We start from the raw sequence: 24,690 nt of genomic DNA on the forward strand, positions 1-24,690 counted from the left end.
CCTCACCGACTTCGTCGCTGCCTACAACTTCGCCCGCAGGCTCAAGACCCTCAAAGGCCTCACGCCCTACGAGTTCATTTGCAAGGCATGGGCTGCACAGCCAGAACGCTTCAAGCTTGATCCGCTCCAGCAAATGCCGGGACTAAACATCTAGGCAACGAGGCCTTGCCTGATTTGGTCTACTTCTTCGATCGGGACCGGATGCCCGGTGAGGAAGCCCTGCATCAGATCTACCCCCAGGCGCTGCAGCAATATGTACTGCTCTTCAGTTTCAACGCCCTCGGCGAGCACGACATGGCCGAGATTGCGAAGCAGTCCGACCATGTCCCGCAACAGGCTCAAGCCTCGAGACGTCTGGCAATCGTGGAGGAAGCTGCGGTCGATCTTGACCACGTCGAATTTGAAACGGCGGAGCCATGTAAGGCCGGCAAATCCCGTTCCGAAGTCGTCCAGCCAGATCTGAACGCCCAATTTTCGCAGCCGCTCCACGTTCCTTACCGCTTGCGCCTCCAGAAAAATGTCACTGCCTTCGGTGATTTCGATGGCCAGTTTCTGTGGCGCGAGGCCGTGCCGACCAAGGATTTCGGTGATCCGCAGTGAAAAGTTAGGAGCCTTGAGCTGAAAAACAGATACGTTCACTGTTACGACCGAGCCCAATCCGTATTCAGCCATGTCACCGCAGGCTCGATCGACCAGCCACGTACCCAGTTCCACTATCGCTCCAGTTTGCTCTGCAACCGGTATGAATACGGACGGACCGATCATGGTGCCGTCGAAGTCGCATAGCCGCATCAGAGTCTCGTGGCCCAGCACTCGTCCAGACGCCAGGTCGAAAATTGGCTGGTAAGCGACAGAAACGAGTTGGTTGGAAATTGCCAGCTTCAGCAGTTCTGAAAGATTTTCGCTGGAGCGATCCCGGCCGGTGGCGTGCGGGTCGTAAATTGTGAACGTAGCCCGACCAGCAAACTTGGACGCATAGAGTGCGCGGTCAGCTTCCTGCAGCAGGATTCTAAGTTCTATGCTCTGATCGGCGCGCGTCAACGAGGCTCCGGCACTGATCGTGACAATGTTGAGCTTGTCACCCCGATCAGGGTGGTAGATATCCAAGTCCTCCACCGCGCGACAAAATTGCTGCGTTATTTCATGAAGGTGAGCCCGTCCGGTGACCTTGCAGAGAATGACGAATTCTTCTCCGCCATAGCGTGCCGCAACGGCGTTGTTCGAAGCCGCCATCTCGGAAAGGACGTGGGCGAGTTTGATCAGACAATCGTCGCCGGCCTGATGACCAAGTCCGTCATTGAACCTTTTGAAGTAGTCGACGTCGATCAGAATGAGGCCGATCTCGTCGTCGTCCGCGGCCCAGTCTTCGCGCAGCTCCGAGAATTCTCGAATGATCGCCCTCCGGTTTTTCATTCCCGTGAGCGGATCGGTGTCCGCGATTTCGGTTAGCTTCTGCCCCTTCCTAATAGCAGCCTGCTCCTGAATCTGTGCCCGAAGTGCGTGCAGGAACGTCTGGTAGCGCTCCAGGCTCAGTCGCCAGGAAAGATAAAGCGACAACACCAGGCAGTTCACGAAATAGGCCGACAGCACGACCCGGCCTGCGATGTCGGCCTGAAGGGAGAACATCGCGGCGTACACAAAGCTTGCGGCGACCGTCGCGGAGGCCATGGCTGAAAGCCAAAACCGGAAGTTGAAGAACAAATTCGCACCCAGGATAAACACGGTGCCAAAAACCATGAAATGGGAGAGGGCATCCTGATGCTCTGTTCCAAGAGCGGATACGAGCCATCCAAGGGCACCGGATACAATCGCCAGCGCTGCTACAAGATGCAAGCTGGGAAGGGCGAAGCCCCGCCGGGCGACAAATTCGACAAGCGCCAGGGAAGTGACCCCCAGCGTAACGCGGGTCAAAATAAGCCGATCGGCGATATCCGGAAAAAGAAACCAATCGAACAGGCCATAGGCCACATAGCTGACTACAGCAGCCGCAATACCCCATCGCACGAGACTGCGATTTTCATCGGCATCTTTCTGCAGGAACAGTGCCAGGAGTTCCGGATCGGCCGAATGCCACCGCGGGCGTGCAATCGCAACCGCCACCTTCTGGGCAACGTCCTCGCTCAGTTGCATTGCACCGCTCCTCCGCGATCTGCAGTAGCGAATGCAATAGCCGAGGTCGCCTGCCGTCGGAGAATGAAGGCACCACTGTCCGCAGGAAAAGTCGGATGTCGCTAACCGACGGTAAACAGGCGGTTCGGATTTAGCCGGTTCAGGAGGGTGGATGACCGCTCAATCGTCTAAAGTTTTATTAAAATTTTATTAAAATAGTTCGCATCATGCAGCGACACACCTATGCTGTTTGCCGTGGACCGGGCGGGGTTAAACCGGAGACACGGCATGCCTATCGACCCAAAATTGCAGCTCGACGAATACAGCCTCGTCACCACCAGACTGATGAAAAAACATGCCGCTATCTCTGAAGAGACGGCCGACTCCGACGAGTTGAGGGACAGCACGGCCCAGCTCGCCCTGATACTGGATCTTGCTCATCAAGCCTTCACGCGGCACAAACCGGCCGCCCCCATCGTCCATCGCTTGGCGGGCAGACTTCACAAGCTCCGCCGGCAGGTTGCTCCCGCGGTCTGGCAGAAACTCGTTCCTTTGGCTCAGCAGCATCGTGTCGCGGAATATTTGATCCAGGACCCGTTCACGCGTTGGTCGGTCGAAAAGCCGCGCGGATATTCGGGCGATGCAGGCCTGCTGGACATTTACTACAAGCATCCCACTGCCGACGATATCGTGGCTTCGTCGACCTTACTTGGCCGGCAAATTTACGCGTACACCAGTGAAGCCGCCAGTTCGGTGGCGGGGCGCGAGCGGCGGGATATTCTGGCCGGGACGGTGGACGAGACGGCCGGCAGTGTGGCAAAGGCGGAGGTGCTGGCGATTGCCTGCGGCCACCTGCGGGAAGCCGAACGCTCCGACGCGTTGGCCAAGCGCAAATTGCAACGTTGGGTCGGCCTGGACCAGGACCCTGTCAGCGTTGCCACGGTGAACCACGACTTTGCCGGCACGGCAGTCGAGGCAATCCACGGCTCTGTACGCGGCATTCTTCGCCGCGCCTACGCTCTTGGCACATTCGATCTCGTCTACGCATCGGGGCTTTACGATTACCTGCCGCATGCCATCGGCGTCCGCCTGCTGCAAAGAGCCATGGAATTCGTCAAGCCTGGTGGCGAATTCCTGTTTGCCAATTTCAGCGACGAGATCACGACGGATGGTTACATGGAGACCTTCATGGACTGGCCACTCATCCTACGTTCGGCTGACGATATGTGGGACATCATCAATGCAGCCCTCGGCGGGAGCTCTTTCGAAGCGGACGTGTATTACGGCTCGAACCGAAATATCGTTTACGGCAAAGTCAGGAAAGGCGACCTCTAAGAGCCTAAGCGCGCTCCGAAGGACTTTCTCACATCGCACCCGGCGGGCATGATTTGCACAAAGGCAGCGCAATCCGGCCTGATCGGCGCGAACAGATTTCTAAGCCTTTGCTGCTACTCGGTCGTCGTTGACGGAGTTCCCGGCAGTGTCACAGCGCGCATTCATCATCCTGCTTATCCTGCTGACGGTGGTTGTCGCGTTGTCTGCGACGTCGTTTCCCGGCGGAATGATCGGCTTCCTGATCGGCATCACGGTCGCCTTCTTCATCGCGATGCCGGGAACCGCCATCGGCGATGCGCTGCATCGGGCCGGCATTCCGGTGACGGGCGAGCAACTCATCTGGGCTCTGGGCGGGCTCTACGCCGTGTTCGTCCTTGCCGCGGCCGTGCAGGCCGGGCTGCGCCTCCGGCGAGGCGACATGGACGGAGCGCGATCAGCAGCGTTGCGGATGGCCTTTCTGCTTGCCCTGCCGCTGATCGCCTGGCTTTCGCTCAATGCCATGCAACGCAGCTGGCCCTGACCCCATTCAGCTCTCGAAATAGCGAGGACGGTCGAGATCGGCGATGAGCCCAGGCCCGGTCGGCAGCCATCCCAGCGCAGTGCGGGTCTGCTCGCTGGAAGCCGATAGATCCCTGCCGATGAAATGGCCGAGAAAGCCGAAATGCGCGGCCGCTTCTTCGTGGGCTTTGGGCACCACTGGCAGGTTGAGGCGGCGGCCGATGACCTCGGCGATCTCCCTGGTCGCCACGCCCTGTTCGGCAACCGCGTGATAGCTGACGCCGCCGGTCCCCTTCTCCAGTGCCAGCCTGTACAGCGTGGCGGCGTCGAACCGGTGCACCGCCGCCCAGCGGTTCATCCCGTCACCGACATAGGCCGAGACGCCCTTTTCACGCGCAATGGCAATCAGCATCGGCACGAAGCCGTGGTCGCCGTCGCCATGGACGGTCGGCGCCAGCCGCACCGTCGATGCGCGCACCCCGCGCGCGGCAAGCGCCATGGCCGTCGCTTCCGAAGCACGCGGCATGGAAGCCGATGGTGACGCAGGTTTGTCGTCTTCGGTCGCTACCCTCCCCAGCGCGAACCCGGCCAGTCCGGAGGTGACAAGCAGCGGCCGCTCGGAACCTTCGAGCGCCGCGCCGAGCGTTTCGATGGCGCGCTGGTCCGCCGCGCAACTGGCGGCGAATTTCGAAAAGTCGTGATTGAAGCCCGTATGGATGACGCCGTCCGCCCGGGCAGCGCCGCTACGCAGGCTGTCCAGATCCTCGATATCGCCGCGATGCGCTTCTGCACCCGCGGCGACGACCGACTTTGCACCCGCTTCCGAGCGGGCGAGACCGAACACCTGATGGCCCGCCCCAAGCAATTCCCGCACAACGGCCGAACCGACAAAGCCGGTGGCGCCAGTCACGAACACACGCATGATTATTCTCCTTGGTTTTTGCCGAAGGCCGCGCGGGACAGCCCGTTGCCGAAGGAGATAGTTGGTTGAGGTCATACGATCTATGCTGTAAAATCCGAGATACCTTCGCAATCGTCCGGAAACACTCATGGATCCGCTGTCAGACGTGCTGTCGCTGCTGAAGCCGCGCAATTACCTGTCCGCTGGGCTGGAAGCCGGTGGCGACTGGGCGATCCAGTTTCCCGACCAGCAGGCCGCCATCAAATGCGGCGCCGTGGTGTCAGGCCGATGCTGGCTGTCGGTCGAAGGCGTCACCGACGCGGTGCGGCTGGACGCCGGCGACTGTTTCCTGCTGCCGCGCGGCCGACCTTTCCGTCTTGCCAGCGATCTCGGCCTGCCGACGGTCGATGCCCGAACGATCTTTTCGCCGGCGCGCACCGGCGGCATCACCGCTTACAATGGCGGCGGCGATTTCCTGCTGGTCAGCAGCCGCTTCGCGCTGTCCGGCGACCATGCCGGCATCCTGCTGCGAATGCTGCCGCCCATCGTCCACATCCGCGCCGAGAGCGACCATTCCGCGCTGCGCTGGCCGGTGGAGCGGATGATGCAGGAATTGCGCCAGCGCCGTCCCGGCGGCTTTCTCATCGTCGAGCACCTCGCCCACATGATCCTGATCGAGGCCTTGCGCCTGCATATGGGGGCTCGGGACAGCGTCGGCTGGCTGTTCGCGCTGACCGACAGGCAGATCGGCGCGGCAATCGCCGCCATGCATGAGGACCCGGCGCATGGCTGGACGCTGCAGAAGCTGGCCGAGCGCGCCGGCATGTCGCGCTCGACCTTTGCGCTCAGGTTCAAGGAAACGGTCGGCGCCTCACCCCTGGACTATCTGACACGGTGGCGCATGATGCTGGCCGGCGACAGGCTGATGCATTCCGGCGATCCGGTGTCGGTCATTGCGCTGGCGTTCGGCTACGAATCCGAAAGCGCCTTCAGCACGGCGTTCAAGCGCGTTATGGGCTGTTCGCCGCGCCAATACAGCCGCCGGAACCCGGTCTCTGTTGAGCAAGGTGAACGGGAAGCCGCCTGAGCGACAGGCTTCACCAAAGGCCCTTCGTGGCCTTCAGATTGCTGTCGATGTGCTCGCCATAGAAGACGCCCTGATCGTCCTTGTAGCCTTGCTTGAATTTCCTGGTGGCCATGTTGTTTTTGGTTTTCTTCGCGCCCTGATTATAGGCGATGGCGACATAGACGCTTTCGTCATGCGTCAGGCTTTTCTTGCCCGCGCCATAGAGCGCCTTGGTCTGTGCCGTCAGTTCCGACATGCCGCGGCTGAGCGTGCCTTTCCATGTCGCCCACTTCTCATCGATGAAGTAGTCCTTGTCCCCTTCGAAGAACTGGATGTCGTACTGGAACATGCCGAAGCCGTGGCAGAATTTGTCTGCCTTCTTCACGGCTACCTTGTAGCCCGAATTGATCGCGGCAATGCGCACCAGAGCGGCGCGCGCCACCTTGAACATCTCCTTGCCCCTGGCGTGGCTCTCGAGGTCCGCCCGGTCCTTCGGCCAGGCGGACGCGCGCTTGGGGAAATCGATCGTATCGCCGACGCAGACAGCCAGCACTTCTTCGGGTTTTGCCGTCTTGTACATCTTCGCCCAGATGTAGAAGGTTTCCTGGATGCCGATCGAGATCAGCAAATTCTTGGTGATCGGCGTGCCGGCGACCGCAGCGTCGATATCCGCACCGAAATTCTTGTTCATCCAGATCATCGCATCTTGCATGGCGCTGGTCATGGCTGTCTTTCCCAATGAGTGGCGTTAGACGGTGACGCTGAAGTCGACGATCGCCTGCGAGGCAAAACTGCCCTTGTAGACCGGTATTGAAAAATCTTCGCTCTGGTTGACGCCGTTGACCGGCACCAGCCGCTTACCCACGGCGAGGATTTCATAGGTTTTTCCTGCCGCGACCGTGCGCCCGCCATAGTTGGGAAACCGCATCGCGTCGGCCATGAACGCCTCCCGCACTGTCTCCCAGAAAGTCCGTTCAACGAGGGTGCCGGCAAGCGCGGGCGTCGCCGGCGCCTTGGCGTCATCGGCCAGTTCGCGCACGGCGATCTGCACCGGCCCGACCGCCGTGTTGCGTGTCACCCGGATCGAGATCCAGGCCTGATCCTTGTTGAGCACCGGCCGCTCCGGCTCGGCCTGTATCGGGCTGCGGATGCCAAGCCGCTGCAGCAAGGTGTTCACGCCGGCGCTCCCACCGGCGATAATAAGCGCCGACAGGACTGTCGATATTTTGGGGCTCCAGCTTGTAGCCTGCGTGCCGCTGGGCGTGACCTGTGCGATCAGCCGGGCGAAGATGTCGTAGTGGAAGCCGAGCACGACGGTCAGTCCCACCGCGACCATCACTAGGGTCTTCACGGCGCGGTTGTTGAACAGCATCCGGTAGAGCCGCCACTGGAAGATGGTGGCGAGCGCGCTTTCCACCACCAGCACGATCACAGCAAGCGCGGCAAGCTCGGTCCCCAACTGGCCGACATTCGGAACGACGGCAGCCGTGTCCTCGGCGAAGGCCGGCCCCGTAACGGCAGTGAGAGCAAGTGCGAAACCAAAGACACGAAACATGTTCACGGCCCCCGACAGTTGACGTCCCCCAGTGATCCCGCCGGAAGTGATCCCGCCGGATCGCCGTCCCTTACAGGCTGTAACGCGAGCGAAACTCGGCGAACGACATCACCAGGTGGTTCTCGTCCACCTTGCCGGTGATCCCGTCGACGCTGCCCGACTGGCTGAATTGCCAGATCGCATAGTTGGTGAAGCCCGACGGTATCGGCGGCGGGCTCGAGCTGTAACGGGCAAGCCAGAGCGGGCAGTTGCCGAAGCCGCTCGGATTGCCCAGCGCCTGCCAGATGTTGGCGCGGGTGTAGATGAACGGCCAGCGGCCGCCATGGGCGGACCGCACAGCCGCCACCCAATCCTTCGCCTTCTGGACATAGGCGGCCCGCGCCGCCGGCGTTGCTGGAATGAGTTCGATGTCGAGCGAGGGAATGAGATCGCCGCTGCCGAACGCCACCGTGCTGAGAAAGGCATGCGCCTGGTCGGCGCCGGGCGCGGTGTTGCGCAGGAAGTGGTAGCCGCCCACCAGCAATCCCGCCGCCTTGGCATCGGCGACATTGCGGACCGCGAATGCATCCTTGCCGGTCTTGTCGGATATTTTTACGAACGCGAATTTGGCCCCGGCATTGCGCACCCGCACCCATTTGATGGCGCCGGCCCCGCCGCCCCCGGCCTCGTTCTGATAGTGAGAAACGTCGATCCCCTCGCGCGTCGGCATGCCCTGCTCCCATAGCCAGACGGGCGCCGAAAAATTCGGCGCGCCCCGTTCGTCATCATGCAAGCTGTAAGAAACGCCCCTAAGCTCAGCGAACACAGATGCGGAATGGAGAACTCTTGCCTTCGCTGAGTTCAGGCATATTAGCCCTATCTAAGGCCGCCTCTGTGAACCCCTTCACACAGCGCTGCCTTGGAGGAAGCTGACGATCCGAACGTCTTCGGGCTTTGCGTCCTTTGTACAAACGGGCGGCCAATGGCCGCCCGTTTTGCTTCCGGCGACAGGATCAATAGCCGTCGACGTCGATCACCGCCTGGGCGAAAGCCTGCGGCGCTTCCTGCGGCAGATTGTGGCCGATGCCGCCCTCGATCGTCCGATGCTCGTATTTGCCCGAGAACTTGTTGCGATAGGCCGTCGGGTTGAGATGCGGCGCGCCATTGGCGTCGCCTTCGAGCGTGATTGTCGGCACGCCAATGACCGGGCCGCCGGCTAGCCGGTTTTCCAGATCGTCATATTGCGGATCGCCCGCCGCCAACCCGCCCCGCCAGCGGTAATTGTGAATGACGATGGCAACATGGTCCGGATTGTCGAAGGCCGCGGCGCTGCGGTCGAAAGTCGCGTCGTCAAATTTCCATTTCGGCGACGCCGTCTGCCAGATCAGCTTGGCGAAATCGTGCCGGTATTTGTCGTAGCCGGCCGCGCCGCGCTCGGTGGCGAAATAGAACTGGTACCACCAGTCATGCTCGGCGCTCGGCGGCAGCGGCACCTTGCCGGTCTTGATGTTGCTGACGAGATAGCCGCTCACCGAGACCAGCGCCTTTGCGCGCTCCGGCCACAGCGCCGAGACGATGCAGGCGCAGCGCGCCCCCCAGTCGAAACCGGCCAGGATCGCCCTCGGGATGTTGAGCGCATCCATCAGCGCGACGATGTCCTGGGCGACCACCGATTGCTGACCGTTCCGCATCGTCTCGGCGGACAGGAAGCGCGTCGTGCCATAGCCGCGAAGATAAGGCACGATCACCCGGTAGCCTGCCGACGCCAGCAGCGGCGCGACATCGACAAAGGCGTGGATATCGTAAGGCCAGCCATGCAGGAGAATGACCGGCGGCCCGTCGGCCGGACCGGCCTCGGCATAGCCGATGTCGAGAACGCCTGCCTTGACCTGCTTCAGCCCGCCGAACGATTTGTTCGTCCCTGGCTTGACCGTGGGCAGGGTCGCCGCTTTTGCCGTGCCGGCCAGTGCGCCGGCCGAGCCGATCAGGCCGGCGGCAGCGAGGGTCAGGGCAGCCGTACCAAAGAAGCGGCGGCGGTCGTGGTTGATTTCGTCGGTCATGGGTTCTCCTACTGATTTGATACCTGCTGGAAAGGATGGCACGGGTGTATCTCCCATGTGTCCCCATCCGCTGAAATTGAAAGCGGATGTAGCAAGCCGGCACCCGGACACACTGAGATACATTTCCAGCCGATCAGCACACATTCGGGATACGTCGCATGCCTCTTATGCGGATGTCGCTGGCCTCCGGGCCATTACGGCTCAACGCTATCCTCCGCTTAAGGAAATTATCCCCATGACGACGATCGAGAAAGTCCTCTACACCGGCAAGACCCACACCACGGGCGGCCGCGACGGCGCCTCCCACAGCTCGGACAGCCACCTCGACATCAGGCTTTCACCGCCCGGCACCGGCGCCGGCACCAATCCAGAGCAGCTGTTCGCCGCCGGCTGGTCGGCCTGCTTCATCGGCGCCATGGGCCTTGCAGCACGCAAGATGAATGTCGTTTTGCCGTCCGATGCCGCCGTCGATGCCGAAGTCGACCTGGCCACATCCGAGGGCGGCTATCTGCTCCAGGCCCGTCTCAATGTCAGCCTGCCGGGTGTGGATCGGGAAGCTGCCCGCGCCGTGGTCGACGCAGCGCATCAGACCTGCCCATACTCCAAGGCGACGCGTGGTAACATCGGCGTCACGATCGAGTTGGTGTAGGCGGCTGGAAGAGCGACATAACCGCCGGCAGCGCATTTCGTTTCGCGATGCGTTGACCGGCGGCGCCAGATGCACTTTCCCAAGGGAAAATGTACTGGTGGCGCCAGGCGAAGAAAGGCAGGAAGCATCCACGATGGATCATGTCGATCACATCCTGATCGTCGATGACGATCACGAAATCCGCGAGCTGGTCTCCGGCTATCTCAAGAAGAACGGCCTGCGCGCCACGGCCGTGCCCGACGGCCGGCAGATGCGCGCCTTCCTTGATACCGATTCAGTCGATCTCATCATACTCGATGTGATGATGCCCGGCGACGATGGCCTCGTTCTGTGCCGGCAGCTGCGCGCCGGCAAGCACAAGGCAACGCCGATCCTGATGCTGACCGCCCGCAATGACGAAACCGACCGGATCATCGGCCTGGAACTGGGCGCGGACGATTATCTGGTGAAACCTTTCGCCGCGCGCGAGCTTCTGGCTCGCATCAACGCCGTGCTGAGGCGCACGCGCATGCTGCCGCCCAATCTCCAGGTGACCGAGACCGGCCGCCTGCTGAAATTCGGGACGTGGCGCCTCGACACGGTGGCGCGCCATCTTCTCGACGAGGATGGCACCGCGATCGCACTCAGCGGCGCCGAATACCGGCTGCTGTGCGTCTTCGTCGACCATCCGCAGCGTGTCCTGAACCGCGACCAGTTGCTCAACCTGACGCAAGGGCGCGAAGCGGAGATCTTCGACCGCTCCATCGACCTGCTGGTCAGCCGCCTGCGCCAGCGCCTGCGCGACGACGCGCGCGAACCTGCCTACATCAAGACGGTTCGCAGCGAAGGCTATGTACTGTCGATGCCTGTCGAAATCAGCGAGCCGGGTTGAGCCCGATGGCGACGTCCCGGCGCTTCCTGCCCTGGCCGCGCACCCTGCGCTCGCGGCTGTTCCTGCTTCTGCTGGCTGGCCTGATCGTGGCGCAGGGTCTGTCCTTTGTGCTGCTGATCGCGGAGCGCTTCGCCTCAGCCCAGACGATCATGTCCGATACGCTGGACAGGGACGTGAGGTCGGCGATCGCCATCCTCGATCGCGTTCCCGCGGCGGAACGGGCGCAATGGCTGCCGCTGCTCGACCGGAACACCTATCGCTATGTGCTGGGGCCAGGATTGCCGGGGGTTCCCGAGCTGACCGGCCCCGGCCCCTTGATAGCCACGACCATAAGCGCAGCAGCCGGCCCGCGGTTCCCCGTGAGGGTCGAAGCCATTCCCGGCGACGGAGATCGTCTTCAGGCGCATTTGACGCTAAGCGATGGCGCGCCGCTGACCATCGATGTCCACCCCTCGCTGATGCCGCTGGCACGGTGGCTGCCTTATGTGCTGGTGGCGCAGCTGCTTTTGCTTGTGCTGTGCAGCTGGTTCGCGGTCCGGCTGGTTATCCGTCCGCTGGTCAATCTGGCCAACGCCGCCGACAAGCTCGATCCGGGCAAGCCGACGCCGCGTCTGAGCGAATCGGGTCCTCTGGAGGTCGCGCATGCCGCAACCGCCTTCAATTCGATGCGCGAGCGCATTGCCGAGCATCTCGAAGAGCGTATGCAGATTCTGGCCGCGATCTCCCATGATCTGCAGACGCCGATAACGCGCATGAAGCTGCGTGCCGAACTGTCGGACGAGACGCCGGGGAAAGAGAAGCTGATGCACGATCTGGCCGAGATCGAGAACCTCGTGCATGAGGGCGTGGCCTATGCCCGCAGCGCCCGCGGCAGCCTCGAAAAACCCTCCCGCATCGACCTCGGTTCCTTCGTGGAAAGCCTGGTGTATGACTACCAGGACACCGGCAAGGCCGTCTCATCAGGTGCGGAAATCGATGCCGCCGTGGTGACACGCCCCCAGGCGCTGCGGCGGATCCTCACCAACCTCGTCGACAATGCGTTGAAATTTACCGGCAGCGCGGAAGTCTCGGCGGAAAAGGGGCCTGGCGATCACGTCGTCATAAAGGTGCTGGATCGCGGGCCGGGCATTCCCGAAGACCAGCTCGAGGCCGTCCTGCAGCCGTTCTTCCGCCTCGAGCAATCGCGAAATCGCGGCAGCGGCGGCGCCGGACTTGGCCTGGCAATCGCCTATCAATTGTCGCTTGCGATCGAGGGCAGGCTCGAACTGAAAAACAGGCCAGGCGGCGGCCTGATCGCCGAAATACACCTGCCGCATCAGATGCAAGTGGGCCGCAATTCGTAATCACAAACCGGCCGGGTTGGGATGTCCTGATCGCCGGGCGGCACGTCGATACGATTGCCGGCCGCACCTTAGACTAGTTATGGGGCCGATATCCTGCTTAAGACGGAGCATATCTAGCCCAGTAGCCTTAGACGTTCGATGAAGCGCCCCTTGCCGGAATGACGCTCCCGAATGGCTTGCAGCCGGAGGCGAAATGCCTCGACGGTACCGTGTCTTTCGGCAAGCGTCTGCAGATCGAAAAGCAAGGCCGCCGCTTTGTCATAGCCGGCGGGATTGCGGCGGACGATTTCCTTTTCGATATCCTCCCAGATGCTTTCACACCTGCGGTGAACGGCATCGAGCCGGAGCTGTCGGGCTTTCTCGGCGGCTTCGTCGCTTAGCCGCTGTTGCGCCGCGGCCAATTCCGCCTTGGCATGCTCACGAGCCAGACGAATTGCAGCGGCACGATCCTGCAGGGTTGCGACAGTGCGTCGAGCCACCTCAGGCGCGTCATCGGGATGCATCGCCGCACCTTGCTCGGCAGCCGCCCGGACGAGATCGCGATCCACGCCGAAGAATTCGACGAACGCGTCCAGTGCGTCGGTCAGCGGCCCGATTCCCGGCATCGGCTCCGCTTCATCGGGTTTAACCGCATCGATTTCGACAGCCATCAGCCAGAGTAAATAGAAAAGCCGAAGGTCGCCGGCCAGCAGGTCGGCCCGCAGCGGCGCCAAGGCTGCCATCCAACTCGCGTCATCCTCGTCCCGATCCTCGAATTCCAGCTCATCGCGCGCAATGCTTAAAATGACGTTGTCGCCAGCGATTCTGAGCGTGGCGTCGTCGGTGGCTGCGAGGAAGGCGCCTATGCGATCCCGGTTGACCATCTTCGCCGGCAGCTTGATCATCAAGCGGCGGGAGCCCCAGTCCGCCAGATAGAGATGAAGATCGAACCATCGCTCCATCAGCTCGTCCGGATCGCCCTTGAAATCCCCCCACTCGTAGAAATTTGTGAGGTTGGCGGCGGTGATCCGCGCCCGTGACGACAGATCGCGCAGCGCCCGACGATCTGCATTGCTGAGCGGCCGGTCGATCGCCTGAAACTCGTAATATTGATACTCGCTCATCGCTAGACAGGATGCAGGAGCTCGTCAGCTTCAAGGATCAGCAATGCCTTGGCGAGCGTTACATTCGTATAGAGCCGCCACCATTTGCCCGTATGTCGCATCCAGTAGATATCGAACCGGTCCGGTCCGATGCGATCGAGTTTTGCAAAGGGTGCGTCGAACTCTTCACCGCGATTGTGCGACATGCCTGACCTGTAGCGCTGGATGAACCTGTAGCCACTCGCCCTCCAGGCACCGTGTAGATCGACCGTGTAATTCCACTCGTTGGGCCGGATTTCTGAGAGGAACCTCGGCTTCAAGACGTTCTGGATGAATGTCTCACAGGCAGTGACGATCGCCTGCTTTTCCCGCGCTTCGACCGCCACGGGCCTTGTGCTCAGATCGATCCCTTGCTTGCTCCATGGCATGCGCTTGATCCACTCTCGTCTTGTTGATTTATATTCCCATCTTGTCCAGTGACGGAAGGCCAGCAAGCATGAAACCGGAACAGCGGGCAAGGAAGTGGATCGAGAAGAAGGCCAAGAAAGGCGTGCGAAGCCACCCCGTGGGCACAATCGCCTTCTATGGCCCCGATGACAGCCGCGCCACCAAGGTGGCCGTCGCCATCCTCCCGGACAAGCAGTCCGACGCGAGCGAACTGCGTCGCTGGTTCACCGACACGGGCGATCTGCGCAAGGACGACACGATCTTTGTCGAAATAGCTGCGTTCCTGCGGGAGCAGGAAGTCCATTCCGTCGTCATGGTCGACAGAATCCTCGGTTGCCCGCATGAGGAAGGGGTCGACTACCCGGAAGGCGGCGTCTGCCCGCAATGCCCCTATTGGGCGAGGCGGGATCGCTGGTCGGGCAAGTTGGAAGCGTATTGATGCCCGATCAAAGCTTTAGTCCGGCAAAAAACGTCTCAGCCTTGAACCTTTGACAAATGCGTCGCGATTGCCGGCCTGCCGCCTTCGTCTGCGCATTAAGTTGTATTTTCACCGGCTTCGATTGAACGCTAGGCTGAGCCGCCGATTGCCGCATGGGATCGGTGTTGGCGTTCCCAGGCGCGACGAGGCCCGCTTGAGCATTTTCGACAGATTTTCCCTGGCAGGGCGCGTGGCGCTGATCACCGGAGGTGGGCGCGGGCTTGGCTTCGAGATCGCGCGCGCCTTTGCCGAAGCCGGAGCCCATGTCGTCTTGACCGGACGCAGCGTCGCAACGCTTGACGCCGCCGTCGCCGCCATCGTCAAAGGCGGGGGCAGCGCGCAGGCAGCGGTCTTCGACGTAGCGGACATTCAGGCAGGTCGCAGCGCGACCGCCGATATTGCCAAGGCCTGTGGCCGCCTCGATATCCTCGTCAACAATGTCGGCGCCCGCGACAGGAGGCCGCTGGCCGCTTTCAACGACGACGCCATCCTCGATCTGATCAGGACGGATCTGTTGTCGGCGATCTCGCTATCGCGCGATGCGGCAGAGATCATGAAAGCCCAGGGACATGGCCGCCTGATCGCGGTGACCTCGATCGTCGGCGAGATGGCGCGGCCCGGCGATGCCATCTATCCCGTCGCCAAGCAGGGACTGACCGGGCTGATGCGCAGCATGGCTGTCGAGTACGGCGCATATGGAGTGACGAGCAATGCCATCGCGCCAGGAATGTTCGCTACCGAGACCAATGCCGCACTGGCGGAAAATCCTGACATGGTCGCCTTCGCCCGCCAGCGGGTTCCGCTGCAGCGCTGGGGACGGCCGCAGGAAATCGCCGGCGCTGCGCTCTACCTCGCCAGCGATGCAGCCTCCTTCGTCAACGGACATGTCTTGACTGTCGATGGCGGCATGTCCGTGCAGATGTGACGGTTGCCCGGCAGGTCTTCAGACCGCCCCACCCGACTGGTGCGCAGCGATCGCGCTCAGGAACGCCTTGCCGAACTCCTTGAGCTTGGCCGCACCGACGCCGTTTACCTCGGCGAAATCGTCGAGGTCTTGCGGGCGGCGCTCGGCCATGTCGATCAGCGTGCGGTCGGAGAACACCACATAGGCCGGCACCTGGCGCTCCTTGGCCAGACGCAGCCGCAGCGTCTTGAGCGCGGCGAGCAGCGACGCATCGACATTTTCGCCCTGGGGTACCTGGCCGGCACGAGCCGCGCGGCGCGCGGCACGCGTGCGCGTCTCGACACGATATTGGAACGCAACCTCGCCACGGCCGAGTGCGTGGCCCTTGTCAGCGATGGCCAAGCCGCCATGACCGCCCGGATCCGGCATCAGAAAACCATTCGCGACCAATTGGCGGATCAGCGACAGCCAAAAGTCCTTCTTGTGCGCGGCGCCGCTGCCGAAACCGGCAAGCCTGTGATGGCCCCTGGCCGTCACCTTTTCGGTCTCGTGGCCGAGCAGGATGTCGATGACATGGCCAGCGCCAAAACGCTCGCCGCTCTGCGCGACCGCCGCCAGGATAATGCCGGCCTCGGCGGTGCCGTCGGCGCGCGGCGCCTGCTCCAGGCAATTGTCGCAATTGCCGCAAGGCGCCGCCTCTTCGCCGAAATAGCCGAGCAGCACCTGCCGCCGGCACTCGGCCGTCTCGCAATAGCCGATCAGCGTGTCGAGCCGGCCATGCGATCGGCGCTTGTGCTCGACAGCGGCGTCCTCGTCGTCGATGAACATACGGCGCATGCGGATGTCGCCGAGACCGTAAAGCATATGCGCCTCAGCTGCCCGGCCGTCGCGGCCGGCGCGGCCGATTTCCTGGTAATAGGCTTCGAGGCTGCCCGGCAAATCGGTGTGGAAGACATAGGCGACATCAGGCTTGTCGATGCCCATGCCGAAGGCGATGGTCGCCACCATGACGACGCCCGACAACGTCATGAAACTGTTCTGGTTGGCGTCACGCGCCTCCTTGCTCATGCCGGCGTGATAGGCGAGCGCGGTGACGCCGTTCTTCTCGAGAAAGGCCGCCATCTCTTCGGTCTTCTTGCGCGACAGGCAGTAGACAATGCCGCTGCGCCCCTGATGGCGCTCGATGAAGTTGAGCAACTGTCGCTTGCTGTCCTGCTTGGGCTCGATGGCAAGCTTGATGTTGGGCCGGTCGAAGCCAAGGACCTGCGTTTCCACACGTCCACCGAACAGCCGGGTCTCGATGTCCGCCCGGGTGGTCTCGTCAGCCGTCGCCGTCACCGCAATGATCGGTACGTCGGGAAAGATGCCGCGCAGCTGCGACAGATCTTCATATTCGCGCCGGAACGCCGGCCCCCATTGCGAGATGCAATGCGCCTCGTCGATGGCGATCAGGCTGACATCGAGCCTGGCCAGCGCATCCAGCATGCGCTCGGTCATCAGCCGCTCCGGTGCCAGATGAAGCAGGCGTGTCTCACCCGACGCAACACGACGCCATGCCGCGACATTGGCATCACGGTCGATCGAGGAATTGATCGTATCGGCGGCAACGCCGGCAAGGCGCAGCGCGGCGACCTGGTCCTGCATCAGCGCCACCAGCGGCGACACGACGATGGTCAGCCCGCCCTTGACCAGCGCCGGAACCTGATAGCAGAGCGACTTGCCCGCACCCGTCGGCATGACCGCCAGCACATGACGGCCGGCAAGCAGCGCCTCCATCACCGAGGCCTGGCCCGGGCGAAAATCGTCAAAGCCGAACACGTCCTTCAGGACACGCCGTTTGGGATCGTGCGTCGTCGATATCTGCATCACGGATGTTTCGATCGGCCGCCCGAAGCAGCGGCATGGGCAACGATTAGCGCAGCCCCCGTCCGACCACAACAAGCAGCAGCAACATCCCACCGATGATCGACCTGGCTGGCGCTGTTAAACCTATCTTCACCATGTTGCGGCACCGTCCAAACCCTGCGGCAATGTTTCGAGTACCGCTGCGCCATGAGCGCACAGGCAACAAACCCGCGCCTTCCAGGAGGCGCGGGTTTTCCGTTTCTGGAACGGGCTGAAAAAGGGCTCAGGCCAGGAAATCGGCGCGGTGCGGGGTAAAACTGTCGACCAGGCGCCCAGCCTCCAACGCCTTGACGCCGTGCACCAGATTGGACGGCACGATGAAGCTGCCGCCGGTCTCGATGGTTTCGGTGCGGCCGTCTATCGTCACCTCGAAGCGCCCTGCGGCGACATAGCTGGCCTGGACATGCGGGTGCGAATGCAGGGCGCCGACACCACCTTTGTCGAAGCCGAACTCGACCATCATCAGCTCGTCCGTATACAGGAGAACGCGCCGCCTGTTGCCGTCCGGCGTCGGCGTCCAGGCGCTCTCGCCGGGTTGCGCGAAAATCTTCTGCTCGGTCATGACCGTCTCCTCATCGCGCCAGCCAGCCGCCGTCGACCGGAACCACCGCGCCGTGCATATAGTCGGACGCCGGCGCCAGCAGGAACACGGCGGCGTCGCCAATATCCTCCGGCCCGCCCCAACGTCCCGCCGGGATGCGCGCCAGTATGGCCGCACTGCGGTCGGGGTCGGCGCGCAGCGCTTCGGTGTTGTTGGTCTCGATATAGCCGGGGGCGATGGCATTGACGTTGATGCCCTTTGCTGCCCATTCGCAGGCGAGCAGCCGGGTGACGCCGAGCGCGCCATGCTTCGACGCGGTGTAGGAGGCGACACGAATGCCGCCCTGGAAACTCAGCACCGAGGCTATGTTGACGATCTTGCCGCGCCGGCCCGGATCGGCCAGCACGCGTCTGGCAAAACCCTGGCTCAGAAAGAACAGCGTCTTCAGATTGACGTCGATGACGTCGTCCCAGTCAGTTTCCGTGAAATCGACCGCGTCGGCGCGCCGGATGATGCCGGCATTGTTGACCAGCCCGTCGATCGGTCCGGTCTTTTCCCAGACCTGGTCGAGCATCGCCTTGGCGGCGGCATGATCGGCGAGATCGCACTGCACGGCCTCGAACCCCCCGCCGACTTCCGCGACCTTCTTTTCGGTGTCGTCCATGGCCGAGCGGCCGACACCGACCACAATGCCGCCGGCGCGCGCGATCGAGACGGCGATGCCCTGGCCGATGCCGGTGTTGGCGCCGGTGACCAGGATGCGTTTGCCGGCCAGGCTGAAAGCGGACGGGCCGCTCAACGCAGTTCGCCCAGCGGCACCGGGTCGACATCGGTGTAGTCGACATTGTCGCCGGCCATCGCCCAGATGAAGGCATAGTTGGAGGTGCCGGCGCCCGAATGGATCGACCAGCCCGGCGACAGCACCGCCTCCTCATTGGCCATCACCACATGGCGGGTTTCGTCCGGCTCGCCCATGAAGTGGAAGACGCGCGCCGTCTCCGGCAGGTCGAAATAGAGATAGGCCTCCATGCGGCGGTCATGCACATGGCAAGGGATGGTGTTCCACACCGAGCCCGGCGCCAGCTGGGTCATGCCAACCACCAACTGGCAGGTCTTGACGCCGTCGGCATGGATGAACTGAAAGATCGAACGCTCGTTGCAGGTCACCTTGCTGCCGAGGTCGAGACGCTTGGCATCGCCGATGCGGATCAGCCGGTTCGGATAGGTGTGATGCGCAGGCGCGCTGAGCAGGTAGAATTTGGCCGGCGCGCCCGCATCGGCCGATGCGAACGCCACCTCTGTGCTTCCCATGCCGAGATAGAGCATGTCGCGCGCCTGCAATGGGTGGGTCTCGCCATTTGCCGTCACCGAGCCGTCGTCGCCAATGTTGACGATGATCAGCTCGCGGCGGTCGAGAAAATTCTTCGTCCCCGTCGGCTTGATCGCTTCCAGCGGCAGCGCTTCCGCCACCGGCACCGCGCCGCCGACGATCATGCGGTCGTAATGGGTATAGGTCAGGCTGACACGCCCTGGCTGGAACAGGTCGTCAATATGGAAATTGTGCCGCAGTTCGTCGGTGCCCATGGACGCCGCGGCGACCGGGTCGATGGCGAAACGCGAGGTAAAATCAGTATGCGGGTGACTTTGAGACATTACTGCTCCAGCTGAAATGGTTATTCGGTTTTCGTCGCCCTGACCGAGTCGGCATAAAACACCTGCCGGGCGTGCAGGCGCTCGCGGTAGCGCTGCTGGCTGGCGGTGAGATGGGCGCGCATCGCCTCGCGCGCGGCTTCGGCGTCGCCTGACGTGATCGCATTGAGGATCACCAGATGCTCGCGCTGCAGCCCGCGCTGATAGCTGTCGGACTGCACCAGTTCGGTCGACCATGGCGAAGTCACGTCGCAGGGAATGGCGCGGCGTCCCAGCACATCGAGCATCTCGACATAGAACGGGTTGTTGGTGGCGCTGGCGATCGCCCGGTGGAAGGCGAGATCCGCCGGACCGGTCGGCTCGCTGTTGAGCAGCAGCCGTTCGAACTCGAAGAACGCTTCCTGGATCGCCGCCTCTTGCGCGGCATTGCGGCGAATGGCGGCGAGCCCTGCCGATTCGATCTCGACCGCCAGGCGCACTTCGAGCACGTTCAGCGCGATCGAATCCTTGCTGCCCATGTCGGCGGCGAGCGCACCGAACATGGTCGAGATGTGTTCGGTGACGAACACGCCGGCGCCCTGGCGCGCCTCGACCAGGCCGTCGGCGGCGAGCTTGGCCAGCGCTTCGCGGATGACGGTGCGGCTGACGCCGAAGGTCTCGGTCAACTGGCCCTCGGTCGGCAACTTGTGGCCGGGCAGAATGTCGCCCGCCTGCAGCTGCTTGCGGATCGCCGCGACGACGGTCTCCGACAGCTTGGGCTTGCGTTCCACCCTGAGATCAACAGCGCTATCCGATGCCATGTCGCACCCCTGTTTGAAGACGCCCTATTTTGAACACGCCCTATTTGAAGACACTTGGCAGCCAGAGCGAGATCGACGGAATATACGTCACCAGTCCCAGAACCACGATGCCCGCGCCATAGAACGGCCAGATCGAGCGCATCGCTTCCCACACCGTGATCTTGCCCACCGCGCAGGCGACGAACTGCACCGTGCCGACCGGCGGCGTGTTCAGCCCAATGCCGAGATTGAGGATGGTGATGACGCCGAAATGCACGGGGTCGACGCCGTAATGAGTGACCAACGGCAGGAAGATCGGCGTGCAGATGATGATCATCGGCCCCATGTCCATGAAGGTGCCGAGCAACAGCATCAGGACGTTGAGCAACAAGAGCACCACCAGCGGGTCGGTGGAGATGGCGTTCATACCCGCGATCAAGAGCACCGGCACTTTGAGATAAGCCATCAGCCAGCTGAACGAGGCCGCCGTGCCGATGATCAACAGCACCATCGAGGTCGTGCGCACCGCGCCCTTGGTGGCATGGACGAAGTCGCTCCAAGCCATCGACCGATAGACGAAGACGGTGACCAGCAACGCGTAGATGATGGCGATGCAGGAGCTTTCCGTTGCGGTGAAAATGCCCGAGCGGACGCCGCCGAAGATGATGCCGATGAGCAGCAGCCCGGGAACCGCGATGACAGCCAACTGACCGACGCGCGAGAAGCCGGGGAAGGCCTCGACCGGATAGCCACGGCTGCGGGCGACAAAATAGGCGGTGACCATCAGCGAGGCCGCAAACAGCAGACCGGGCAGAATGCCGGCGGTGAACAGGTCGGCGATCGAAATCTTGCCGCCGCCGGCGATCGAATAGATGATCATGTTCTGCGACGGCGGCAACAGCAGCGCGATCAGCGCCGCCATCGACGTCACGTTGACGGCGTAGTCGGCGCCGTAGCCGCGCGCTTTCATCTGCGGGATCATCAGCCCGCCGACGGCGGCGGCTTCCGCCACGGCCGAGCCGGAAATGCCGCCGAACAATGTCGCGGCGATGATGTTGACCTGACCGAGCCCGCCCCTGACATGGCCGACCAGAGAGCCGGCAAAGGAAACGATGCGCTGCGCGATGCCGCCGCGCACCATCAGGTCGCCGGCAAAGATGAAGAACGGGATCGCCATCAACGAGAACGCCGACATGCCCGATTTCAATTGCTGGAACACCACCAGGGGCGGCAGGCCGAGATAAAGCACCGTGGCAAAGGACGCCGCACCCAGGCAAAAGGCGATCGGCGTACCGGCAAACATCAACAGCGTGAAGACGCCGAACAGGATCCAGAGCTCCATCTAGGCCTCCTGCACGGCCGGCATTTCCGGCACCTCTTCGAGATTGATATCCTTGTCGATGTCGACGCCCGACCAGCGCAGCACGATGCGTTCGGCCGAGAACAGGCAGATCAGGACGCCGCCGGCAACCAGCGGCAGATAGTCGAAGCCGCCGGGCAGTTCGAGCGCCGGAATAACGGTGTGCCAGGTCAGCCCGACCAACTTGCAGCCGTACCAGACCATGCCGAAGCCGAAGCCGAGCGCGATCAGGTCGGACAGCGTGCGCAGCGCCCATTTGCTGCCTTTTGGCAGGATGTAGAGCAGCACGTCGAAACCCATATGGTAGTTCTCGCGCACGCCGACAGCCGCCCCCAGGAAGATGAACCAGTTCATCAGCATAATGGCGGTGACTTCGGTCCAGCTCGGCGATGAGTTGAGGACAAAGCGGAAGAACACCTGGTAGGCGACGAGCGCGGTCATGGCCACCATCCCGACGCAGGCGAGATAGAGCGCGCCGTCGCAAATCTTCGAGAGCACCGTGCTGAAGCGCGGCGGCGCTCCGCTCCTTGCCGTTCCCGCTGTCATCCCATCCTCCCGGTGTTCTGTCCTGAAAACTATTAGCGGGGCGGCGATGAGCCGCCCCGCCAAGGAATTACTTCGTCGCCTGGATGCGTGCGGCGAGGTCTTTCAGCGCGGGCGTCGACAGATATTTGTCGTAGACCGGCTTCATCGCGTCGATCAGCGGCTGCTTGTCGATTTCGCTGACCTTGACGCCGGCTTTCTCGACGATGTCGCGCGACTTCTTCTCCTGCGCGTCCCACAGCTCGCGCATCTTGACGACGCTGTCCTTGGCCGCCTGCTTGACGATCGCCTGGTCTTCCGGCGACAGCTTGTCCCAGCTCGGCTTCGCCATCACCAGCACTTCCGGCACGATCTGGTGCTGGTCGACGGTGTAGTGCTTGGCGACCTCATAGTGCTTGGCGGATTCGAAGCTCGGCCAGTTGTTTTCGGCGCCGTCGATGACGCCGGTCTCGAGTGCCGAATAGACTTCGCCATAGGCCATCGGCGTGGCGTTGGCGCCGAGCGCATTGACCATGTCGACAAATACGTCGGACTGGATGACGCGGAACTTCATGCCCTTGAGATCGGCGATCGAGGTGATGTCCTTCTTGGTGTTGTAGAAGGAGCGGGCGCCGGAATCGTAAAAGGCAAGGCCGACCAGATCATGCGTCTCGAAGGCCTTCAGGATCTCGTCGCCGATCGGCCCGTCCATGACGTGGCGCATCTGGTCGACCGAGCGGAACATGTAAGGCAGCGACGGCACCGCTGTTTCCGGCACGATGCCGTTGAACGGGCCCATCGAGACGCGGTTCAGATCGATGACGCCGGTCTGCGTCTGTTCGATCGTGTCCTTCTCCTCACCGAGCTGCGCGGAGTGATAGACCTCGACCGAATAGCGGCCGGCGGTACGTTCCTTGATCAGCTCCCCCATATATTTGACCGCCTCGACCGTCGGATACCCGTCGGGATGGGTGTCGGCCGAGCGCAGCACGGTCTGGGCATTGGCAACGCCGATCATCAGCGCGCCGAAGGCGAATGTGGCTGCCGTCAGTTTTGAAAAATGCAACATGACTGTCTTCCTCCCTTTGTAAAAATCAAGGCGCCCGGCTCAAAGCCGGTACGCCTTCTTGGCAAGCGTGTAGGCAAGCTCCCGCGCCAGCTCATGCGCTTCGTCCTCGCGCAGCCGGTGCTCGGCGACGAGGCGGGCGAGAAAGGCGCAGTCGACCCGCCGTGCCACATCATGACGGGCGGGTATCGATGGAAAGGCGCGGGTGTCGTCGTTGAAGCCGACCGTGTTGTAGAAGCCGGCGGTCTCGGTGGTCATCTCGCGGAAACGGCGCATGCCTTCCGGACTGTCGTGAAACCACCAGGCCGGCCCGAGCTTCAGCGCCGGATAGACGCCGGCCAGCGGCGCCAGTTCGCGCGCGTAGCTGGTCTCGTCGAGCGTGAACAGGATGACGGTCAGGTCGCGCTCCAGCCCAACGCAATCGAGTAAAGGTTTGAGCGCCGACGCATAATCGGTGCGGGTCGGGATATCGAAGCCCTTGTCGCGGCCGAATTTCTGGAAAACGCCGGCCGAATGATTGCGCCACGAACCGGGATGGATCTGCATCACCAGACCGTCATCGCGGCTCATCTTGGCCATTTCGGTCAGCATCTGGGCGCGAAACAGTTTGCGCTCGCGCTCATCGTCGGAGCCGCGGCGGATGCGGTTGAACAGCTCTTCCGCCGCCGCATCGGAAAGATCGGCGGTCTCCGCCGTCGGATGGCCGTGATCGGACGAGGTCGCGCCGAAGCTTTTGAAGAAGGCGCGGCGCTGGCGGTGCGCGTCGAGATAGCCGGCCCATGTGCCGGTGTCGCAGCCGCTGATCTCGCCCAATCGGTCGAGATTGGCCGCAAATCCCTCGAAGTCGGGATCGACCACGGCATCCGGCCGGTAGGCGGTGACGACGCGGCCCTGCCAGCCGCTTTCGCGGATCGTCTTGTGCCACTGGAGATCGTCGAGCGCGCCCTCAGTCGTCGCGATGACCTCGATGTTGAAGCGTTCGAACAGCGCCCGCGGGCGATAGTCGTCCTGTTTAAGCAGGCCGGCGATCGTGTCGTAATGGCGGTCGGCTGTGGTGGCGTTGAGCGGCTCGTCGATGCCGAACAGATGCTCGAGCACATGGTCGAGCCACAGCCGCGTCGGCGTACCGCGGAAGAGGTAACAATGCTCGGCGAAGCGCCGCCAGATCGCCCTGGGGTCGGTCTCGACCGGCGAGCCGTCCAGGGTCGACACGCCGAGATCCTCCAGCCGCACACCCTGGCTGAACAGCATGCGGAAAATATAGTGGTCGGGCACGACCAGCAATTGCGCCGGATCGGGGAACGGCTCGTTGAGCGCATACCAGCGCGGATCGGTGTGACCGTGCGGGCTGACGATCGGCAGATCCTTGACCCCGGCATAGAGATCGCGCGCGATCGAAAGCGCGCGCCCTTCGGCGGCAAAAAGCAGATCCGGATCGGTCAATCCCGCCACGTCGTTCCTCCCAAGGGCGCTATCGGTAGGATTGGAAAGAAGTAATGTCAACATACAAAAATTGGATTGTTGTATGATGACTTTTAGCCGACACCGGGTCATTGTGCGATGGGAGAGCGGATGGTACGCCGCTAGCCT

The 24,690-nt window shown here is 62.5% G+C and carries 25 protein-coding genes and 1 pseudogene; 9 read left to right on the plus strand and 17 right to left on the minus strand.

What is annotated here, in order from left to right; all coding sequences use genetic code 11:
• A pseudogene (locus tag AC1DYO_RS25720) lies at positions 1–154 on the plus strand (IS481 family transposase); the annotation flags it as partial.
• Here AC1DYO_RS25720 and AC1DYO_RS25725 read toward each other — a convergent pair.
• Complete coding sequence (locus AC1DYO_RS25725) at positions 151–2,130, minus strand: putative bifunctional diguanylate cyclase/phosphodiesterase (protein ID WP_477267235.1); 1,980 nt, start codon at positions 2,128–2,130, stop codon at positions 151–153. The pseudogene AC1DYO_RS25720 and the gene AC1DYO_RS25725 sit on opposite strands and share 4 nt — an antisense overlap.
• 267 nt (positions 2,131–2,397) lie before the next feature.
• On the opposite strand from AC1DYO_RS25725, the gene AC1DYO_RS25730 reads away from it, so the two are divergent.
• Both AC1DYO_RS25730 and AC1DYO_RS25735 read left to right on the plus strand, forming a co-directional pair.
• A complete protein-coding gene (locus AC1DYO_RS25730) occupies positions 2,398–3,444 on the plus strand; it encodes a class I SAM-dependent methyltransferase (protein ID WP_477267236.1) in 1,047 nt (348 codons plus the stop codon).
• Between the two features lie 127 nt (positions 3,445–3,571).
• The gene (locus AC1DYO_RS25735; RefSeq protein ID WP_477267237.1) at positions 3,572–3,964 is read left to right on the plus strand and encodes a hypothetical protein; all 393 of its coding nucleotides are present in this window, start codon (positions 3,572–3,574) and stop codon (positions 3,962–3,964) included.
• A gap of 6 nt (positions 3,965–3,970) precedes the next feature.
• On the opposite strand, the gene AC1DYO_RS25740 is transcribed toward AC1DYO_RS25735, so the two are convergent.
• Complete coding sequence (locus AC1DYO_RS25740; protein WP_477267238.1) at positions 3,971–4,864, minus strand: SDR family oxidoreductase; 894 nt, start codon at positions 4,862–4,864, stop codon at positions 3,971–3,973.
• Positions 4,865–4,991: 127 nt separating this feature from the next.
• On the opposite strand from AC1DYO_RS25740, the gene AC1DYO_RS25745 reads away from it, so the two are divergent.
• Positions 4,992–5,930: an AraC family transcriptional regulator gene (locus tag AC1DYO_RS25745; RefSeq protein ID WP_477267239.1), complete on the plus strand. Its 939-nt coding sequence runs from the start codon at positions 4,992–4,994 to the stop codon at positions 5,928–5,930.
• Between the two features lie 10 nt (positions 5,931–5,940).
• Here the strand turns inward: AC1DYO_RS25745 and AC1DYO_RS25750 are convergent, their stop codons facing one another.
• The 4 genes from AC1DYO_RS25750 to AC1DYO_RS25765 form a co-directional block, all read right to left on the minus strand.
• A complete protein-coding gene (locus tag AC1DYO_RS25750) occupies positions 5,941–6,633 on the minus strand; it encodes a hypothetical protein (protein ID WP_477267240.1) in 693 nt (230 codons plus the stop codon).
• A gap of 24 nt (positions 6,634–6,657) precedes the next feature.
• On the minus strand, positions 6,658–7,464 hold the full coding sequence (locus AC1DYO_RS25755; RefSeq protein ID WP_477267241.1) for a hypothetical protein: 807 nt from the start codon (positions 7,462–7,464) through the stop codon (positions 6,658–6,660).
• 70 nt (positions 7,465–7,534) lie between these two features.
• A complete protein-coding gene (locus AC1DYO_RS25760) occupies positions 7,535–8,173 on the minus strand; it encodes a glycoside hydrolase family 25 protein (protein ID WP_477267242.1) in 639 nt (212 codons plus the stop codon).
• Positions 8,174–8,456: 283 nt separating this feature from the next.
• A complete protein-coding gene (locus tag AC1DYO_RS25765) occupies positions 8,457–9,503 on the minus strand; it encodes an alpha/beta fold hydrolase (protein ID WP_477267243.1) in 1,047 nt (348 codons plus the stop codon).
• A gap of 235 nt (positions 9,504–9,738) precedes the next feature.
• On the opposite strand from AC1DYO_RS25765, the gene AC1DYO_RS25770 reads away from it, so the two are divergent.
• From AC1DYO_RS25770 to AC1DYO_RS25780, 3 genes are all read left to right on the plus strand, one after another.
• On the plus strand, positions 9,739–10,152 hold the full coding sequence (locus AC1DYO_RS25770) for an organic hydroperoxide resistance protein (RefSeq protein ID WP_477267244.1): 414 nt from the start codon (positions 9,739–9,741) through the stop codon (positions 10,150–10,152).
• A gap of 133 nt (positions 10,153–10,285) precedes the next feature.
• The gene (locus AC1DYO_RS25775) at positions 10,286–11,023 is read left to right on the plus strand and encodes a response regulator (RefSeq protein ID WP_477267245.1); all 738 of its coding nucleotides are present in this window, start codon (positions 10,286–10,288) and stop codon (positions 11,021–11,023) included.
• Positions 11,024–11,028: 5 nt separating this feature from the next.
• A complete protein-coding gene (locus AC1DYO_RS25780) occupies positions 11,029–12,366 on the plus strand; it encodes an ATP-binding protein (protein ID WP_477267246.1) in 1,338 nt (445 codons plus the stop codon).
• 113 nt (positions 12,367–12,479) lie between these two features.
• On the opposite strand, the gene AC1DYO_RS25785 is transcribed toward AC1DYO_RS25780, so the two are convergent.
• The gene (locus AC1DYO_RS25785) at positions 12,480–13,469 is read right to left on the minus strand and encodes a hypothetical protein (protein ID WP_477267247.1); all 990 of its coding nucleotides are present in this window, start codon (positions 13,467–13,469) and stop codon (positions 12,480–12,482) included.
• A 2-nt stretch (positions 13,470–13,471) separates the two neighbouring features.
• Entirely contained in the window at positions 13,472–13,876 is a 405-nt protein-coding gene (locus AC1DYO_RS25790) for a DUF3024 domain-containing protein (protein ID WP_477267248.1), read from the minus strand.
• A gap of 68 nt (positions 13,877–13,944) precedes the next feature.
• On the opposite strand from AC1DYO_RS25790, the gene AC1DYO_RS25795 reads away from it, so the two are divergent.
• Entirely contained in the window at positions 13,945–14,334 is a 390-nt protein-coding gene (locus AC1DYO_RS25795; protein ID WP_477267249.1) for a hypothetical protein, read from the plus strand.
• 193 nt (positions 14,335–14,527) lie between these two features.
• Positions 14,528–15,298: an SDR family oxidoreductase gene (locus AC1DYO_RS25800; protein ID WP_477267250.1), complete on the plus strand. Its 771-nt coding sequence runs from the start codon at positions 14,528–14,530 to the stop codon at positions 15,296–15,298.
• 18 nt (positions 15,299–15,316) lie between these two features.
• On the opposite strand, the gene recQ is transcribed toward AC1DYO_RS25800, so the two are convergent.
• The 9 genes from recQ to uxaC all read right to left on the minus strand — a co-directional run bounded on the left by recQ (position 15,317) and on the right by uxaC (position 24,552).
• Positions 15,317–17,143: a DNA helicase RecQ gene (gene recQ, locus AC1DYO_RS25805; RefSeq protein ID WP_477267301.1), complete on the minus strand. Its 1,827-nt coding sequence runs from the start codon at positions 17,141–17,143 to the stop codon at positions 15,317–15,319.
• A 262-nt stretch (positions 17,144–17,405) separates the two neighbouring features.
• Positions 17,406–17,744 (minus strand): cupin domain-containing protein, encoded by a 339-nt coding sequence (locus AC1DYO_RS25810; protein ID WP_477267251.1) that lies wholly within the window; start codon positions 17,742–17,744, stop codon positions 17,406–17,408.
• Positions 17,745–17,754: 10 nt separating this feature from the next.
• Entirely contained in the window at positions 17,755–18,522 is a 768-nt protein-coding gene (gene kduD / locus AC1DYO_RS25815; RefSeq protein ID WP_477267252.1) for a 2-dehydro-3-deoxy-D-gluconate 5-dehydrogenase KduD, read from the minus strand.
• Positions 18,519–19,376: a 5-dehydro-4-deoxy-D-glucuronate isomerase gene (gene kduI, locus AC1DYO_RS25820; RefSeq protein WP_477267253.1), complete on the minus strand. Its 858-nt coding sequence runs from the start codon at positions 19,374–19,376 to the stop codon at positions 18,519–18,521. Before kduI ends, kduD begins: the two co-directional genes overlap by 4 nt.
• Before the next feature lie 20 nt (positions 19,377–19,396).
• Positions 19,397–20,173, minus strand: a complete 777-nt coding sequence (locus AC1DYO_RS25825; RefSeq protein WP_477267254.1) for a FadR/GntR family transcriptional regulator — start codon at positions 20,171–20,173, stop codon at positions 19,397–19,399.
• Between the two features lie 40 nt (positions 20,174–20,213).
• Entirely contained in the window at positions 20,214–21,494 is a 1,281-nt protein-coding gene (locus tag AC1DYO_RS25830; RefSeq protein WP_477267255.1) for a TRAP transporter large permease, read from the minus strand.
• Positions 21,495–21,962, minus strand: coding sequence for a TRAP transporter small permease (locus AC1DYO_RS25835; RefSeq protein WP_477267302.1), 468 nt, complete (start codon positions 21,960–21,962; stop codon positions 21,495–21,497). It abuts the gene before it with no gap.
• Positions 21,963–22,125: 163 nt separating this feature from the next.
• The gene (locus tag AC1DYO_RS25840) at positions 22,126–23,103 is read right to left on the minus strand and encodes a TRAP transporter substrate-binding protein (protein WP_477267256.1); all 978 of its coding nucleotides are present in this window, start codon (positions 23,101–23,103) and stop codon (positions 22,126–22,128) included.
• Between the two features lie 39 nt (positions 23,104–23,142).
• A complete protein-coding gene (gene uxaC / locus AC1DYO_RS25845; RefSeq protein WP_477267257.1) occupies positions 23,143–24,552 on the minus strand; it encodes a glucuronate isomerase in 1,410 nt (469 codons plus the stop codon).
• Positions 24,553–24,690 lie beyond the last annotated feature (138 nt).

The organism is Mesorhizobium sp. P2_F5 (assembly GCF_056403715.1).

What these genes read in the sequence shown, in the direction of transcription:
- AC1DYO_RS25795 (WP_477267249.1), top strand. Translation starts at nt 13,945, where the DNA reads ATGAAACCGGAACAGCGGGCAAGGAAGTGGATCGAGAAGAAGGCCAAG.
- kduI (WP_477267253.1), bottom strand. Translation starts at nt 19,376, where the DNA reads ATGTCTCAAAGTCACCCGCATACTGATTTTACCTCGCGTTTCGCCATC.
- AC1DYO_RS25745 (WP_477267239.1), top strand. Translation starts at nt 4,992, where the DNA reads ATGGATCCGCTGTCAGACGTGCTGTCGCTGCTGAAGCCGCGCAATTAC.
- AC1DYO_RS25835 (WP_477267302.1), bottom strand. Translation starts at nt 21,962, where the DNA reads ATGGTGGCCATGACCGCGCTCGTCGCCTACCAGGTGTTCTTCCGCTTT.
- AC1DYO_RS25755 (WP_477267241.1), bottom strand. Translation starts at nt 7,464, where the DNA reads ATGTTTCGTGTCTTTGGTTTCGCACTTGCTCTCACTGCCGTTACGGGG.
- recQ (WP_477267301.1), bottom strand. Translation starts at nt 17,143, where the DNA reads ATGCAGATATCGACGACGCACGATCCCAAACGGCGTGTCCTGAAGGAC.
- AC1DYO_RS25765 (WP_477267243.1), bottom strand. Translation starts at nt 9,503, where the DNA reads ATGACCGACGAAATCAACCACGACCGCCGCCGCTTCTTTGGTACGGCT.
- AC1DYO_RS25825 (WP_477267254.1), bottom strand. Translation starts at nt 20,173, where the DNA reads ATGGCATCGGATAGCGCTGTTGATCTCAGGGTGGAACGCAAGCCCAAG.
- AC1DYO_RS25750 (WP_477267240.1), bottom strand. Translation starts at nt 6,633, where the DNA reads ATGACCAGCGCCATGCAAGATGCGATGATCTGGATGAACAAGAATTTC.
- AC1DYO_RS25775 (WP_477267245.1), top strand. Translation starts at nt 10,286, where the DNA reads ATGGATCATGTCGATCACATCCTGATCGTCGATGACGATCACGAAATC.
- AC1DYO_RS25830 (WP_477267255.1), bottom strand. Translation starts at nt 21,494, where the DNA reads ATGGAGCTCTGGATCCTGTTCGGCGTCTTCACGCTGTTGATGTTTGCC.
- AC1DYO_RS25740 (WP_477267238.1), bottom strand. Translation starts at nt 4,864, where the DNA reads ATGCGTGTGTTCGTGACTGGCGCCACCGGCTTTGTCGGTTCGGCCGTT.
- AC1DYO_RS25725 (WP_477267235.1), bottom strand. Translation starts at nt 2,130, where the DNA reads ATGCAACTGAGCGAGGACGTTGCCCAGAAGGTGGCGGTTGCGATTGCA.
- AC1DYO_RS25780 (WP_477267246.1), top strand. Translation starts at nt 11,029, where the DNA reads ATGGCGACGTCCCGGCGCTTCCTGCCCTGGCCGCGCACCCTGCGCTCG.
- AC1DYO_RS25840 (WP_477267256.1), bottom strand. Translation starts at nt 23,103, where the DNA reads ATGTTGCATTTTTCAAAACTGACGGCAGCCACATTCGCCTTCGGCGCG.
- AC1DYO_RS25785 (WP_477267247.1), bottom strand. Translation starts at nt 13,469, where the DNA reads ATGAGCGAGTATCAATATTACGAGTTTCAGGCGATCGACCGGCCGCTC.
- AC1DYO_RS25790 (WP_477267248.1), bottom strand. Translation starts at nt 13,876, where the DNA reads ATGCCATGGAGCAAGCAAGGGATCGATCTGAGCACAAGGCCCGTGGCG.
- AC1DYO_RS25770 (WP_477267244.1), top strand. Translation starts at nt 9,739, where the DNA reads ATGACGACGATCGAGAAAGTCCTCTACACCGGCAAGACCCACACCACG.
- AC1DYO_RS25810 (WP_477267251.1), bottom strand. Translation starts at nt 17,744, where the DNA reads ATGACCGAGCAGAAGATTTTCGCGCAACCCGGCGAGAGCGCCTGGACG.
- AC1DYO_RS25760 (WP_477267242.1), bottom strand. Translation starts at nt 8,173, where the DNA reads ATGCCGACGCGCGAGGGGATCGACGTTTCTCACTATCAGAACGAGGCC.
- AC1DYO_RS25730 (WP_477267236.1), top strand. Translation starts at nt 2,398, where the DNA reads ATGCCTATCGACCCAAAATTGCAGCTCGACGAATACAGCCTCGTCACC.